This is a genomic window from Conexibacter sp. CPCC 206217, assembly GCF_030646165.1.
Classification (GTDB): Bacteria; Actinomycetota; Thermoleophilia; order Solirubrobacterales; family Solirubrobacteraceae; genus Conexibacter.
Genome location: NZ_JAUTDO010000012.1, coordinates 116,841 through 131,555 on the forward strand (window position 1 = coordinate 116,841; position 14,715 = coordinate 131,555).

Annotated in this window: 14 protein-coding genes and 1 tRNA gene; 9 read left to right on the forward strand and 6 right to left on the reverse strand. The window is 71.6% G+C overall.

Features of this window, described 5'->3' with window-relative positions:
- The first annotated feature begins 73 nt into the window (after window positions 1-73).
- On the forward strand, window positions 74-1,621 hold the full coding sequence (locus Q7L65_RS24865) for a DHA2 family efflux MFS transporter permease subunit (protein WP_304725611.1): 1,548 nt from the start codon (window positions 74-76) through the stop codon (window positions 1,619-1,621).
- Here the strand turns inward: Q7L65_RS24865 and Q7L65_RS24870 are convergent.
- The 4 genes from Q7L65_RS24870 to Q7L65_RS24885 form a co-directional block, all read right to left on the reverse strand.
- Window positions 1,611-3,701 (reverse strand): FUSC family protein, encoded by a 2,091-nt coding sequence (locus tag Q7L65_RS24870; RefSeq protein WP_304725612.1) that lies wholly within the window; start codon window positions 3,699-3,701, stop codon window positions 1,611-1,613. The two genes, Q7L65_RS24865 and Q7L65_RS24870, sit on opposite strands and share 11 nt — an antisense overlap.
- A gap of 60 nt (window positions 3,702-3,761) precedes the next feature.
- Window positions 3,762-4,160: a PIN domain-containing protein gene (locus tag Q7L65_RS24875; RefSeq protein ID WP_304725613.1), complete on the reverse strand. Its 399-nt coding sequence runs from the start codon at window positions 4,158-4,160 to the stop codon at window positions 3,762-3,764.
- Entirely contained in the window at window positions 4,157-4,417 is a 261-nt protein-coding gene (locus Q7L65_RS24880; RefSeq protein ID WP_304725615.1) for a type II toxin-antitoxin system Phd/YefM family antitoxin, read from the reverse strand. The genes Q7L65_RS24875 and Q7L65_RS24880 overlap by 4 nt, the downstream gene beginning before the upstream one ends.
- Before the next feature lie 78 nt (window positions 4,418-4,495).
- Window positions 4,496-4,568, reverse strand: a tRNA-Gly gene (locus tag Q7L65_RS24885).
- Between the two features lie 159 nt (window positions 4,569-4,727).
- Between Q7L65_RS24885 and Q7L65_RS24890 the strand changes: the two genes are divergently transcribed.
- The 3 genes from Q7L65_RS24890 to Q7L65_RS24900 are packed head-to-tail and all read left to right on the forward strand — an operon-like array spanning window position 4,728 to window position 6,217.
- Entirely contained in the window at window positions 4,728-5,123 is a 396-nt protein-coding gene (locus Q7L65_RS24890) for a hypothetical protein (RefSeq protein ID WP_304725616.1), read from the forward strand.
- A gap of 48 nt (window positions 5,124-5,171) precedes the next feature.
- On the forward strand, window positions 5,172-5,720 hold the full coding sequence (locus tag Q7L65_RS24895; protein ID WP_304725617.1) for a TlpA disulfide reductase family protein: 549 nt from the start codon (window positions 5,172-5,174) through the stop codon (window positions 5,718-5,720).
- Window positions 5,717-6,217: a cytochrome c-type biogenesis protein CcmH gene (locus Q7L65_RS24900; RefSeq protein ID WP_304725619.1), complete on the forward strand. Its 501-nt coding sequence runs from the start codon at window positions 5,717-5,719 to the stop codon at window positions 6,215-6,217. The genes Q7L65_RS24895 and Q7L65_RS24900 overlap by 4 nt, the downstream gene beginning before the upstream one ends.
- 3 nt (window positions 6,218-6,220) lie before the next feature.
- Here the strand turns inward: Q7L65_RS24900 and argS are convergent, their stop codons facing one another.
- Entirely contained in the window at window positions 6,221-7,930 is a 1,710-nt protein-coding gene (gene argS / locus Q7L65_RS24905; RefSeq protein ID WP_304725620.1) for an arginine--tRNA ligase, read from the reverse strand.
- 191 nt (window positions 7,931-8,121) lie between these two features.
- Here argS and Q7L65_RS24910 point away from each other — a divergent pair, with 191 nt between their 5' ends.
- Window positions 8,122-11,472, forward strand: coding sequence for a hypothetical protein (locus tag Q7L65_RS24910; protein ID WP_304725621.1), 3,351 nt, complete (start codon window positions 8,122-8,124; stop codon window positions 11,470-11,472).
- Between the two features lie 82 nt (window positions 11,473-11,554).
- Here the strand turns inward: Q7L65_RS24910 and Q7L65_RS24915 are convergent, their stop codons facing one another.
- Window positions 11,555-11,959 carry a 23S rRNA (pseudouridine(1915)-N(3))-methyltransferase RlmH gene (locus Q7L65_RS24915; protein WP_304725622.1) on the reverse strand — a complete coding sequence of 135 codons (405 nt, stop codon included), beginning with the start codon at window positions 11,957-11,959 and terminating at the stop codon, window positions 11,555-11,557.
- A 19-nt stretch (window positions 11,960-11,978) separates the two neighbouring features.
- Here Q7L65_RS24915 and Q7L65_RS24920 point away from each other — a divergent pair, with 19 nt between their 5' ends.
- The 4 genes from Q7L65_RS24920 to Q7L65_RS24935 form a co-directional block, all read left to right on the forward strand.
- A complete protein-coding gene (locus Q7L65_RS24920) occupies window positions 11,979-12,287 on the forward strand; it encodes a DUF3467 domain-containing protein (RefSeq protein ID WP_304725624.1) in 309 nt (102 codons plus the stop codon).
- Between the two features lie 73 nt (window positions 12,288-12,360).
- A complete protein-coding gene (locus tag Q7L65_RS24925) occupies window positions 12,361-13,092 on the forward strand; it encodes a metallophosphoesterase (protein WP_304725625.1) in 732 nt (243 codons plus the stop codon).
- Window positions 13,093-13,104: 12 nt separating this feature from the next.
- Window positions 13,105-13,728, forward strand: a complete 624-nt coding sequence (locus Q7L65_RS24930; protein WP_304725626.1) for a hypothetical protein — start codon at window positions 13,105-13,107, stop codon at window positions 13,726-13,728.
- Window positions 13,725-14,715 (forward strand): protein kinase (locus Q7L65_RS24935; RefSeq protein ID WP_304725627.1); only part of this gene is annotated, 991 nt, incomplete at its 3' end. The genes Q7L65_RS24930 and Q7L65_RS24935, both read left to right, overlap by 4 nt.

Sequence of the window (14,715 nt, forward strand, 5' to 3'; positions counted from 1 at the left end):
GCCGCCACGGTGGTTTTTCGCTGCCGCGTTCCCTAGGGTGGCAGCAAATTCCGGTGAGAGACGAGGGGACGTGATGGACAACAAGCGGTTGACGCTGGTGGCGATGATCTTCGCGGTCGCGATGATGTTCATCGACCAGACGATCGTCGCGCTCGCGATCCCCGACCTGCAACGCGACCTGTCGCTGTCGGCGACCGGCGCGCAGTGGATCATCAACGGCTACCTGCTGGCGCTGTCAGCGCTGTTCGCGCTCGGCGGCAAGCTCGCCGACGTGCTCGGCCACCGTCGCATGGTCCTGGTCGGCGTCGCCGGCTTCGCGCTCTTCTCCGCCCTCTGCGGCGCCACGCCGACCGGCTCGATCGGCGAGGCGTGGATGATCTTCTTCCGCATCTTGCAGGGCGCGAGCGCCGCGTTGCTGTTCCCCGCCGCGCTGGCGATCGTCGTCTCCGCCTACCCGCTGCGCGAGCGCGGCAAGGCGCTGGCGATCTTCTTCGCCGCGTCCGGCGGCCTGACCGCGGTCGGCCCGCTCGCCGGTGGCTACCTGACGGAGTGGACGTGGCGCGCGATCTTCTGGATCAACGTGCCGGTCGCGATCGTCGCGATCGTGCTGACGCTGAAGGCGAGACCGGCGCAGGCGACGCGCAAGACGCCGATCGACTACCGCGGCGCGGTGCTGATCTCGATCGCGATGGGGCTCGCGGTGCTCGGCCTGCAGCAGGCCGGCGTGTGGGGCTGGGACGACGCGCGCACGTGGGCCTGCATCGTCGCCGGACTGGTGCTGCTGGCCGTCTTCGTGCTCAACCAGCTGCGCGTCAGAGACCCGCTGATCCAGATGCGGATCTTCTCGCAGCGGGCGTTCAGCGCGGACAACGTCGTGCTGTTCCTGATATCGGCCGTGTTCGTGCCGCTGTTCTTCTTCGCCAGCGTCTACGCGCAGGTGTCGCTCGGCTACGGCTCCAGCGAGGCGGGCCTGTTCCTGCTCGTCTTCTTCGCCGGCTTCGCGACGGCGTCGCAGTGGGGCGGGCGGATCCTCGACGAGCGCGGCGCAAAGCCGTCGGTCGTGCTCGGCTGCGCCGTCTCGGCGGTCGGCTTCTTCCTGTGGGCGCGGCAGCTGCCGGACATGGACTTCTCCAACCAGTGGTACTGGCTGGCGATCGCGGGCGCCGGCATGGGTCTCGTGCTGGGACCGGTTAGCACGGACGCCGTCAACCGCGCGCCGAACACCAGCTACGGCGAGGTGACCGGCATCACGCAGACGGTCCGCAACTTCGGCGCCAGCCTCGGGCTCGCGATCCTCGGCTCGGTGCTCGTGACGCAGAACGTCGGCCGGATCGAGGACACGCTGACGGCGAGAGGTATCCCAACCGCGAGAGCCGACGCGATCGCCCACTCGATCACCAGCTCCAGCGGCGGCGATTCGAGCCCGGTCGGCGCGGCCGGCAGAGCGATCTTCGAGGCGATCCAACTCGACGTCGCGAAGTCGACCCAGGTGATCGTCTACGCGATGGCCGGCATCATGGTCGTCGCCTTCGTCGTCGCGAGAATAGGCATGCCGAAGGGCCGCGTCGAGGAAGTGATCGTCGCCGACGACGAGCCGGAGGGGGCGGCGGCTACGGCGTAGCGGCGCCCGCGAGCGCCGCTCCCCTGATCCCGTCGACCGGCGGCAGTCTCAGCCCGATCACGGCGGCCGGCTCGTCCAGCCGCCGTTCCAGCCGCGCCAGCTCGTCGAGGTAGAGGCTCGCCCACACCTGCGCGAAGCGCGTGCGCTCGGGCGCCGCCAGCGGGGCGGCGGCCGAGCGCCCGTCGAGCAGCGCGCGGGCGGTGCGACGCACGCGGGTGGCACCGGAGACGAGCGTCGCGACCTCGGAGACCGGCAGCCGGCCCGCGGGCCGCTCGGCGAGGTACTGCCGGAAGGCGTCGTCGAGCCGGTCGGCCGCGGCTGCCGCGGCCCGCTCCGCCTGCTCGACTTCGCGACCGTCGCTTGCGGCCGCGTCCGCCAGCAGCCGGCGCGCGGCGACGAGCAGCTCGTCGGCGCGGGCGTAGGCGCTGTCGAGGTTGCGGCGCAAGAGCGCGCCGGCGCCGCGGGGCCAGAACAGCAGGCCGATCGCGAGGCTGATCGCGAAGCCGATCGCGACGTCCTCGATCCGCGTGACGCCGATCTCCCAGCCGGTCGGCTGCTGCAGGTTGAAGAGGATCACCAGCACGAGCGTGAAGCCCGCCTGACCGGCGGCGAAGGAGATCGCACGCGGCGCGTAGGCGGCCAGCAGGACCGCGAACGGGAAGACGACCCAGAGGAACGCCGAGCCGGTCGGGATCACGATCACGACGAGCCCGCCGACGACGATCCCGACGGCGGTGCCGGCGAGCGCCTGCACGATCGTCGCGCCGGTCCCGAGCGCGCTGGAGCGCAGCACCGACAGCACGCCCAGCACGACCCAGAACGAGTGCTGCACCCCGCTGCGCTGCGCGACGTAGACGGCGACCGCGAGCGCCACCGCGCCGCGCACGCTGTTGCGAAACCAGACCGACCCGGGACTCGCATGCTCGACCGCAAGTCGCTGCGTGGCGACGAGCGCCTCGCCCGCGGGCGCCGGCGCCGCCCGGCCCGCCGCCTGCAGCGCGCTGCGCCCGATCCGCCCGGCCGAGCGCGCGGCCGTGTAGAGCCGGAACGCCTGTACGACGTCGGCGTGCGGCGCCTGTTCCAGCGCCCGTGTGCACAGCTCCGCGACGGCGCCGGCGAGCTGCTGGCGCTGCGCCTCACGCGCGGCGTCGAGACGGTCGAGGTCCGGAGCGGCGTGTCTGCCGGTGAGCGTCGCCGCACTGGCGCGCAGCGCCGCCGCGACCGCCTGCGTCGTCTCTCCGTCGCAGTCGTGCCCGTCGACCGCCGCGGCACGAAACCACGCCAGCTCGTCCCCCAGCAGCGCAAGCGCCGTCATCGCCCCGGTCGAGCCGGTCGGGCGGTAGGGCCCGGCGAGCAGCTGTCTGTCGAGCGCTGCCAGGGCCGCGTCCGCGCGTGCGAGGCGAGCGGCGCGGTCGTCGCTTTCGCCGATCCGGCTCGCCGCCGCGGCGCTCGCCATCCCAGCGCTCGCCGTCTCGGCACTCGCCGTGCCCGGCCGATCTCGGGACGTCGCGCCGGCGGCGCCGGGGTCCATCACATCCGCCAACGCCGCACACGCCTCCCCAGCCGCCGCGCGAACGCGGTCACGCGGCCGGCTCGGGAACAGCAGCAACTGCGCAGCCGTCGCGGCGACCGCGGCGATCGCCCATCCGAGCAGGCAATCGGGGATCACGTCCGGATCGGCCGCGAGCGCCACCGGCAGCACGAACGCGACGATCGCCGCATTGCCGCCCGCCGCGCACCACCCGTTGAGGACCCCGGAGAAGAGGATCGCGAATCCCACGATCAGCGTCGCCCCGGCCGCGAGCCACGGAGAGCGAGAGCAGAGCGTCCCGATCACGATCAGCACCGCCCCGATGCCGGCCAGCCCGAGATGCGCGAACAACCGCGCCCGTCGCGGCCCGCCGAAGTCGACGAGCACGAGCATCCCGAACGCCCCGAATCCGGCGAACAGCGCGGTCTGCACGTTCCCGATCACCAGATCCGCGAACGCGAACACCAGCGGCAGCACGATCGCAGCCCGCAGCGCGGCCTTGAGCGCAAACCGCCCCGGGTCAGCCCCTGGCCGCCAACCGATTCTCACCCCGCCTACGTTACGCCCGCCGACAAGGCGTCCGACGCCGCGATCCGTCCCCTCGCGCGGCTACCCGTCGCGGTGGATGCTCAGCTCGGGCTCCAGCTGAGTCAGCACGTCGAAGTCGTCGTCCTGCGTCCAGACCGTGAGGCCGTGGGCCAGAGCGGTGGCGGCGATGATCGCGTCCATCGCGCCGGCGCGGCGTCTCTGGTTGCGAGCAGTTGTCAGCAGGTCGGCGAGGCGTTCGGCGACGACCGCGTCATAGGGCAGCGCGATGAACCGGCGCGCTCGATCGAGCGTCGTCTCCCGCAGCTCGCGCAACGGGCCTTCCGGTGCTCGCTTCACGCCGACGAGCAACTCGGTCAGCGTCGCGACCGAGATCCGCGCCTCGCCGTCGGGAGGCGCGCCGAGCGGCCGCTGCTGCTCGGCGGCGACGAAGACGCTCGTGTCGGCGATGTACCCGCTCACGCGAGCAGGTCGTCGGTCGTCCAACCGACGTCGAAGTCAGCCGCATCGGACTCGACGCCCAACTCTGCCGCGCGCGCGCTGATCGCGCCGAGATCGGCGAGCAGCAGATCGCTCGGCCGTCGCTCGCTGGCGACACGTCGCGGAACGATGTCCGCGACCGGCCGGCCGTGCACAGTCAGCACCACAGGCTCCCCCGCCTCGATCGCGGAGACCACCCGACCGGTGTGGTTTCGCAGTTCTCGAACAGAGACGTCCATTGCGTGGCACAGCGTAGCACGAGCGTTTCCCCCGCCTCGAGAACGCAGAAAGCCCCGGATCACCGGGGCTTTCAAGAGAGCGAACGACGGGCCTCGAACCCGCGACCTTCGGCTTGGGAAGCCGACGCTCTACCAACTGAGCTACGTTCGCGTCGCAGCGAGTTTACCGGGGCGCGACTTCGGGTGGCGTCGGGGGTCGTACGCTTGTCGGATGCGCCGCCGAGCCGCTCCGGTATTGATCGCTGTGCCCGCCGTCGCCGCTGTGCTGTGGCGACGGTCGCGACGGAGAGCGGCGCCGCGTCCACACGCGGTGACCGATCGGGAGATCGTCCAGAACGCGGGCGATCGCGATGGTATGCCTAAGGCTGAGGTAGAGCCACAGACTCGGCCGGAAGCCGGCCGATTTCTGTCGATTCCGTGGTCTCCCTCCCCCGATCCGCCTCCGCGCGAGGCGCGAGAGCTGCGGATTCACTGCACGCTCACCTCCGCGGCGATGGAGCTGGCGCGGGTCGACGTGCGGGAGACCGCCTCGCAGGTGTTCGTCACAGTCTTGGCGCGGTGGGAGCCTTCAACCGGTGACGTGGCGGCGAACTCGGCCTTTGACAGCGGGCGCAAGCGGGAGGCGACCGCCAGCTTGCGCAATCCGCTCGGGGATCGAGCGCTCGTGCACGCGCCGCACGACGCGCCGCCGACCCCGTCACGCTGAGCACGGGCGCTGCCGAAGGGCGCCGACCTCTACCCTTCTAGGCACGTCATGCGCCGCCTCGTCGTCCCCTGTCTCGTCGCTGTCCTCGCTGTCGCCCTCGTCGGGCTGCTCATCTTCGGCGTGCTGCAGACGACCGACGACTCGTCGATCGACCAGGCGATCGCGCGCGGTGAGACTCCGCCCGCCACGAGCGTCACGCTCAACACGCTCGACGGCGACGGCACCGGGTCGCTCGCCCAGTACAGAGGCAGACTCGTCGTCGTCAACTTCTTCGCCTCCTGGTGCGCCCCGTGCGAGCAGGAGGCGCCGTTGCTCAACAACGTCGAGAGCATGCTGCAGAGACAGGGCGGCAGCGTGATCGGCGTCGCGGTCGACGACACGCGCGAGGACACCAGCGGCTTCGTCTCCCAGCACGACCTCAGATTCCCGATCTGGCGAGACGTCGACAGAAAGATGTCCAGAGGCTTCGAGCTGAAGGGCCTGCCGGAGACCTTCGTCGTCAACGCGAGGGGCGACATCATCGCGCTCGAGCGGCAGCAGATCACCCAGAACTGGGTCGACACGAGACTCAAGCCGCTGATCGCCGCCGCGGAATGAAGCGGTTCGCTGCCATCGCCGCGGCCGTCCTGCTGATACTGATGCCGGCAGTTCTGCCCACGGCCGCGCTCGCGCAGGCCGAGCAGCAGCAACCGCCGCAGCCGAAGACCTCGCTCTACGAGATCGAGAGCCAGGTCATGTGCGTCACGTGCAGAACGCCGCTCGCGACCGCTGGCGGCCCGCAGGCGCAGAGAGAAAGAGACCTCATCAGAGGTCTGATCGCCGAGGGCAAGACGCCCGACCAGATCAAGGCCGCGCTCGTGCTCGAATACGGCGAGCGGGTGCTCGCGATGCCCGAGGAGAAGGGCTTCAACCTCGCCGTCTACCTCGTGCCGATCGCCGTCGTCGTCGTGGCGCTCGCGCTTGCGGCGATGTTCCTCCCCCGCTGGCGCCGCCACGCGCGCGCCTTCGCCGGCGCGCAGGGCAGCGCGCTCGGCCCCGAGCTGGACGCCGCCGACGCGCGCCGGCTCGACGACGACCTCAAGCGCTACGACTGAGCGCTACTCCGCCGCCGCGTCGTGGTCGCGCGCCATCGACTCCGGCGCGCTCACGCCGAGCAGTCCGAGCGCCCGCGCGATCGTGCGCTGCGCGGCGACCGACAGCGCGATCCGCGACGTCTCGACGCCCTCGCCGTCGGCTCCCAGCACGCGGCAGTCGCGATAGAACGCCGTGAAGTCCTGCGCCAGCTCCAGCGCGTACGCGGCGATCCGGTGCGGCGCGCGGCGATCCGCGGCCTCGGCGACCTCGTCCGGGAACGCGAGCAGCTTCTTCAGCAGCACGCGCTCGGCCGGGTCCAGCGGCTCCGTGCGAGCCGCGCCAGCGCCGCCCGCGCCAGTGCCGTCCGCCGCCGAGGAGCCGCCCCCAACCGCCGCAAGCGCCCGCTCGACGACCCCGTCGTCAGCTCTTGCGAGCATCGACGTGATCCGCGCGTGCGCGTACTGGACGTAGAAGACTGGGTTCTCGTTCGACTGCTCGCGCGCGAGGTCGAGGTCGAGATCGACCGTCGAGTCGTGCGAGCGCTGCAGCATGAAGAAGCGCGTCGCGTCGACGCCGATGTCGTCGATCAGCTCGTCGAGCGTGTTGAAGATCCCGCGCCGCTTCGACATCGCCGAGCGCTCGCCGCGCTCGACCAGGTGGACGAACTGCATGATCAGGATCTCGAGCGTCGTCGGATCGGCCCCGAGCGCCTGCATCGCCGCCTTCAGCCGCGCGACGTAGCCGTGGTGGTCGGCACCGAAGACGTTGATCTGGCGCTCGAAGCCGCGTTCGCGCTTGCTCTCCAGGTATGCGACGTCGGACGAGAAGTACGTCGGCTCGCCCGTCGAGCGCTCCAGCACGCGGTCCTTGTCGTCGCCGAACTCGGTCGTGCGCAGCCACAGCGCGCCCTCGTGGCGGTACAGGTGCCCGTGCTGCTCCAGCTCCGCGATCGCTCGTCTGACGCCCGACGGCTCGCCCTCGTAGAGCGACTTCTCGCTGAAGAAGCGGTCGAAGTGGACGCCGTAGCGCTCCATCGTCGCCTTGATCCGCCCGTACATCAGCGCGACGGCCGCCTCGGAGAGCACGTCGGGATCGCCGTCGGCGGCGCCGAGGATCTCGCGCGCGAGGTCGATCACGTAGTCGCCCTCGTAGCCGCCCTCGGGCACCTCTTCGCCGCGCGCGCGCGCCCGCACGGACTCGCCCAGCTTGCGGATCTGCGAGCCCGCGTCGTTGACGTAGTACTCGCGCTGGACCGCGTGCCCGTGGAACTCGAGGATCCGCGCGAGCGCGTCGCCGAAGGCCGCGTGGCGACCGCTGGCGGCGACGACAGGGCCGGTCGGGTTGGCGCTGACGAACTCGACCAGCACTCTCTCCGGCGTCGCGGCGCCGCCGGCGCCGAAGCGCTCGCCCGAGCCGAGCACGTGCGTGAGCGCCTCGCCGTACCAGCCGTCGGACAGAAAGAGGTTGAGGAAGCCGGGCCCGGCGACCTCGTAGCGCTCCAGCGCCCCGCCGAGCTGCTGCAGCAGCGCCTCGCCGAGCAGCTCCGCGATCTCGCGCGGGGGCTTGCCGACGCGCGGCGCCAGCAGCATCGCCGCGTTTGTGGAGTAGTCGCCGAAGCCCTCGCGTCTCGGGCGCTCGACGGTCGGTGCGGTGCCGCCCGGCGCGGCGCCGTCGCCGCGCAGCGCGGCGGAGACGGCCTCGACGGCGGCTCTCAGTTGCTGGAGCGGGGTCACGCTCCGGAGGGTATCGGCGAAGCGGGCACGACGGCCGGCGACACCCGTCGAGCAAGCGTCTACGCGTCATAACAACGTGGTGACACATGCTCCAACGCGGTCACGAATTCGTCACGAAGCCATCACGACTGGCGCGTTCTCGTTGGAGAGGGTCCGAGCGTCGCTCCCTTCCAAACGAGGAGTTTGCCCAGATGCACCGCTCCCTCCTGCCGCGCCGCGGCCGGATTCGCCGTCCCCTGCCGAACCCGCTGATCGCGCTCGGCGCGACCGGCCTCCTGCTGGCCGCCGCGGCCGCCCCGGCCGCCGCCTCGACCGCCTACCTCAGCGGCGGCCCGAGCGCCAACGTCGTGATCCCCGTCGACCTGAGCACGCGCGTGCCGGGCACGGCGATCCCGGTCGGTGACAGCCCGAGAACGATCATCAAGGCGCCCGACGGCAGCAAGATCTGGGTCCTCTCCGACTCGATCATCAGCGGCTCGGTGGTCGCGCCGATCGACACGGCGACCAACACGGCCCTGACGCAGATCAGATCGCCGCTGCTGAGAGCGGTCACCGGCGGCGCGATCACGCCTGACGGCAGAACGCTGTGGATCATCGCCGGAACCGACCTCGTGCCGGTCGACGTCTCCGGCATCGACGCGGTGGTCGGCACGCCGATCGCGCTCGGCGGCTCCTCCAACGGCGGCGCGATCGAGATCTCCAAGGACGGCAGAACCGCCTGGGTCGTCGTCGGCACCAGCCTGCTCCCGATCGACCTGACCGCCCGCACCGTCGGCGCGGCGCTCACCTACCCGGGCGCCGTCGCCCAGCTCAAGCTGAGCCCCGACGGCAGAACGCTGTGGACCTCGCAGAACCAGGCCGCGGTCTACAGCGATCCGGTCGGGATCGTCCCGATCGACACCGCCACCGGCACCGCCGGACCGGTCTACTCGATCGGCGCCGTGCAGAGCTTTCTCGGCCCGCTCGCGCTCGACATCTCGGCCGACGGCAAGACGGTCTACGCGCTGCAGGGTCAGTACAGCGATCCGAACACCGTGATCGCGCTCGACACCGAGACGAGAGCGTTCACGGTCGCCAACCTCGGCACGATGAGCAACGTGCGCGGCCTGGCGCTGACGCCGCGCGGCAGAGTCGCAGCGGTCGGCGGCTTCGGCACCGGCACGCTCGTCACGCTCGACCTGACGACCAACAGACTGTTCGACCCGGTCTCGATCGCGCTCCCCGGTCGCACGATCAACCCGATCACGGTCGCGGTCGTCGGCAAGGCCGACCCGGCCGGCGCCGCGACGCCGACGATCGCGCTCGACAAGCCGAGCCAGTCCGGCGTCATCGGCGACCCGACCAACCCGACGGTCAAGGTCACGGTCGCCCAGAACGACCAGTACGGCGACCCGGCCTCCGCGAACGAGATCGCCGTCACGGCGACCTCTGCCAGCCCGTCGATCATCCCGACGAGCAACATCAGAGTGACCGGCACGGGCGCGACCCGCACCGTCTCGTTCGACCCGATCGGCAGAGGTCTCGGCTCGGTCAGCTTCACCGCGACGGGCCTCGACGGCAAGACCAGATCGGTCGTGCTCACCTACGGCGCCTCCAACGCGACGACCCCGACGAGCCGCGTGCTGCAGGGCGGCGGCGACGCGTCGACCGCGATCGCGACCGGCGGCGGCCACGTCCTCGTCGCCGACGACGAGCAGGACATCGTCCATCTCTACAACACCGCCGTCTCCGGCGAGCCGCTGGCGGAGTTCAACATCGGCCCGTCGAGCCTCGGCGGCGGCGAGATCGACTTCGAGTCCTCCGCGCGTAGCGGCAGCACGGTCTTCTGGCTCGGCTCGCACGGCAACAGCAAGAAGGGCGCGATCGAGGAATCGCGCCACACGCTGATCGAGACGAAGATCTCGGGCAGCGGCGCGGACGCGACGCTGAGACGCGTCGGCACGCCGTACGGCGCGCTGCGCACCGACTTGGCGGCGTGGGACAGAGCCCACGGCGACCGCCTCGGCTTCGTCGCGGGCACCAGAAGCGGCGTCAGCCCGGACGCGGCCACCGGCTTCAACATCGAGGGCTCGGAGTTCGCTCCCGGCTCCGACTCGACGCTGTACCTCGGCTTCCGCTCGCCGCTGATCACCACCCCGGAGGGCCCGCGCGCGGTGATCGTCCCGCTCTCCAACGTCCGTGACCTGACCACAGGCGACGCGAGCGTCAGAGCGATCTTCGAGGATCCGATCCTGCTCGACCTCGACGGCATGACGATCCGCGAGCTGCGCAAGAACGCCAACGACCAGTACCTGATCCTCGCCGCCAAGCCCGGCGTGACGCAGGCGCTGTTCAGCTGGAGCGGCCGCCGCGAGGACGCGCCGGTCAGACTGACCACCCCGGTGATCCCGTCCGCCGAGCGCTTCTCGGACGGCCAGGGCACGTGGGAGGGCATCGCCGAGATGCCGGCGGTGCTCGCCGACGGCGCGCAGCTGAACCTGATCATGGACCAGGGCTACGACGAGCTGTACACGGGCACGGACAACAAGGACCTCGGTGATCCGCGCCTGAAGAAGTCGCGCACCGACGTGTTCACGCTGACGGGCCGCGTCGGCGCCCAGGTCACCGCGACCAGCCCGACGTTCCCGCAGCAGGCGGCCGGCTCGATCGGCCCGGCGCAGTCGGTCACCGTCACCAACGGCGGCGCGCAGCGCCTGCGCATCGGCGACGTCAACGTCGCCGCGCTGGACGCCGGCTCGACCGGCGAGTTCATGGTCGCCGACGACCGCTGCCGCGGCCGCGAACTGGGCCCGGACGCGAACTGCACGCTGCTGGTCCGCTACGCCCCGTCGCGCGCCGACGTGACGTCGACGGCGCAGTTGGAGATCGCGGCCAACGTCGCCGGCGGCAAGGCGACCGTCGCGCTGACCGGCACGAGCGTCGCAGCGCCGACGGGCGGCGGCAGAGACGGCAGAGACGGCAGAGACGGCGCCCAGGGCCCGGTCGGACCGGCCGGCCCGCAGGGTGTCGAGGGTCCGGAGGGCCCGCAGGGCAGAACGGGACAGCAGGGCCCGACGGGCGCCCAGGGTCCGATCGGCACCGGCAGCACCCCGGGCGACAAGGGCGACAAGGGCGATAAGGGCGACAGAGGCGACAACGGTGCCGACGGCGTCAACGGTGCCAAGGGCGACAAGGGCGACAACGGAGCCAGAGGCGACAAGGGCGACAAGGGCGACAGGGGTGCCGACGGCGCCAACGGCGCCAGAGGCGACAAGGGCGAGAAGGGCGACAAGGGCGACAGAGGCGCCGCGGGTCGCGACGCTCAGGTCACCTGCAAGATCACCACCACGAGAGGCGCGCAGAGAGTCTCCTGCGCGGTGACGTACGTCAGAGGCAGAAGCGCGAGAGCGACCAAGAGAACGTCGCGCGCGCGTCTGACGCGCAACGGCCGCACGTTCGCGACCGGCCGCCTCGGCGCGCTGAGAACGGTGCGCCACGTCAAGGCCGGCCGCTACACGCTGCGCGTCGGCAGACTGGCGCTGCCGGTCCGCATCACCAAGTAGTCACCAGGTAGGACGAAGGACCGCTCCCGCCGCCGTCGCGCGCCCGTGCGCGGCGGCGGCACGCGCCGCGGCGGCAGGCGCCTCAGTAGTGGTACGGCTCGTTCGCGAGGATCTTGTGGCCGCGGTAGATCTGCTCCAGCAGCACGACGCGCGCGAGCTGGTGCGGGAGCGTCAGTCTGCCGAGCGACAGTCTGTGGTCGGCCTCGATCTGGAGGCCGTACGGGCCGCCGACGACGAAGCAGACGTCGCGCCCAGCTTGGCGCCGATCCTCCAGGAAACGGCTGAACTCGACGGAGTCATACGACTGCCCGCCGATGTCGAGCAGCGAGACGAATGCGCGCTCGGGAATGCGTCTCGAGACCTGCTCGTCCTCGCGCACTTCCACAAGCTCCACGCGGGCATGGCGCGCGAGCAGCTTCTGGTAGTGCTGGACGTCGTCTGCAAAGGGGGGCCGCAGCTTTCCGACGGCCAGGACGATGATGCGCACGACTGCGATACTAGGCCCCATGGACGACGACCGAGAGCGCCACATCAACATTCACTTCTCGCCAGACATCATGGCGGGCGTGTACTCGAACTTCGCGAACGTGAGCCACTCGGAGTACGAGTTCACCGTCACGTTCGCGCGCGTCGACCATGAGGTCGACGACGACGAGATCCCGGGTGTGGTCGTCTCGCGGGTCAATCTCTCTCCGCGCTTCATGCGCGAGCTGATCGACGCGATGGAGGACAACTACTCCAAGTGGCAGACCAGCGAGGGGATCAAGAACCTGCCGGAGTTCGGCGGTCCCGAAGACCCGCGCGGCGAGCAGTAGCGCCTGCCGCACCCGCGGTTGGCCGGATAGCACCAGCGCGCCACCCGGGCGCGCTGCGAAAGACTCCGTTCTCATGCGCGTCGCCGTCGTCTCCGACATCCACGGCAACCGCCACGCCTTCGAAGCCGTGCTCGACGCCGTCGAGGCGATCGCGGCCGACGAGCTGTGGTGCCTCGGCGACCTCGTCGGCTACGGCGCCGATCCCGACGCCTGCGTCGCGCTGACGCGGCGCTACGCGACCGTCTGCCTGGCCGGCAACCACGACCTCGCGGTCCGCGGCGACATCCCGCTCGACGAGTTCTCGCGCGGCGCCGCGCTGGCGGCCCGTTGGACGCAGGAGACGATCTCCGCCGACGCGCTCGTCTACCTGCGCACGCTGGAGCCGCTGAAGCTCGACGAGGCCGTCGGGCTCTACCACGCCAGCCCGCGCGATCCGGTCTGGGAGTACGTCCTGTCGCCGCTGCAGGCCGAGCTCTGCTTCGACGTGCTGCAGCACCGTGTCGCCTGCATCGGCCACTCGCACATCGCGCTGGCGTACACGCGCGGCGCCGGCATGCCCGCGACGGGCGAGAAGCAGCCCGACGGGGCGGTGCTGGACGTGGCCGAGGGCGAGTGGCTGCTGAACCCCGGCAGCGTCGGCCAGCCGCGCGACGGCGACCCGCGCGCCGCCTGGATGCTGCTCGACACCGACGCCTGGACGGCCGCCTACCACCGCACCGAATACGACGTCGCGGGGGCCGCCGCGGCGATCCGCGCGGCGCGCCTGCCGGACTCCCTTGCGGAGCGTCTGCCGCACGGCCAGTAGGATGGGTGGTCGATGCGCTTTGCCGTCAGCAGTGCTCTCAAAGCCATCTTGATCGGCGTGCTCGGGCTCGTCGCCGCAGTTCTCGTCGCGTGCGGGAACACCAACGGTCTCCTTCCCGGCGATCAGGCGAACCGGCTCAGCAGCCAACTCGATGGAGTCGCCGCCGCCTGCGAGGGCGGCGATGTCGCCCGTGCCGAGGCGGCCGCCGCGCAGTTCCGCAGCGACCTCTCCGGGCTGAGAGCGCACAACGTCGACGTCAGACTGATCAACAGCCTGAGAGACGGCGCCGTCACGCTCGAGCAGCTGATCAGCGACACCTGCGACCAGGAGACGATCCCGACGCAGTCGACGATCGTGCCGCCGCCGGAGACGACGCCGACGGCTCCGCCGCCCGAGACGCAGACGACGACCCCGCCGCCGGAGACGGTTCCGACGACACCGACCGCTCCGCCGGAGACGACTCCCGCGACCCCGCCCGACACGGGCGGCGGCGCGACCCCGACGACGCCGGACACGGGCGGCAGCACGCCGCCGGACACGGGCGGCGACACCGGCGGCCAGGACCCGACGCAGCCCGACGTCAACGAGGGCAACCCCGGTGGCGCGCTCGCGCCCGGGCAGGGAGGAACGCCATGAGCAGCACGATCGCGGGCCGCTACGAGCTGGAGCGGCGGCTCGGCATCGGCGGCATGTCGACCGTGCAGCTGGCGTTCGACCGCCGGCTGGAGCGCCACGTCGCCGTCAAGCTGCTGGCCGAGCACCTCGCCGACGATCCGTCGTTCGTCTCGCGCTTCCGCCGCGAGGCGCTCGCCGCCGCGCGCCTGGTGCACCCCAACGTCGTGCAGGTGTTCGACTTCGGCCTCGACGAGGCGCAGCACCAGCACTTCATCGTGATGGAGTACGTGCAGGGCCAGTCGTGCGCGGAGCTGCTGCGCGAGCGCGGCCACCTCGACGTCGACGAGGCCGTCGAGATCCTCACGCAGGCCTGCCGCGGGCTCGACTACGCGCACCGCAACGGCGTCGTGCACCGCGACGTCAAGCCGGGCAACCTGCTGCGCTCCGACGACGGTGTCGTCAAGCTCGCCGACTTCGGGATCGCGAAGGCAACCGAGCAGTCGAGCATCACGCAGATCGGCTCCGTGCTCGGCACCGCCGCCTATCTCGCGCCCGAGCAGGCGCGCGGTGAGGAGGCCGGCCCGCGCGCCGACATCTACTCGCTCGGCGTCGTCGCCTACCAGCTGCTGTCCGGCCGCCTGCCGTACGAGGCGACGTCGCTGTCGGAGCTGGCGCTGAAGCAGCAGCGCGAGGCGCCGCTGCGGCTGGAGGACCTCAACCCGGCGGTCCCGGCGACGCTGTCGCGGGCCGTCGCGATGGCGCTCGCGCTGGAGCCGCAGGGCCGCCCGGCCGACGCCGAGGCGTTCGGCCGCGTGCTGCGCGACGGCGCCCGCGGCCGCGCGCCGGTCGGCGAGACGGACCAGACGGCGCACCTCCCGGCCGGCACCGCCGCGACGCGCGTGCTGCGCGGAGGCGGCGCCGCTGCCGCTGCCGCCGCAGCGGGCGCGCCCGAGCGCGAGCCGACCGGCGCCACGCGCGCCCTCCCCCGCCGCCAGCCGCCGCCGCAGG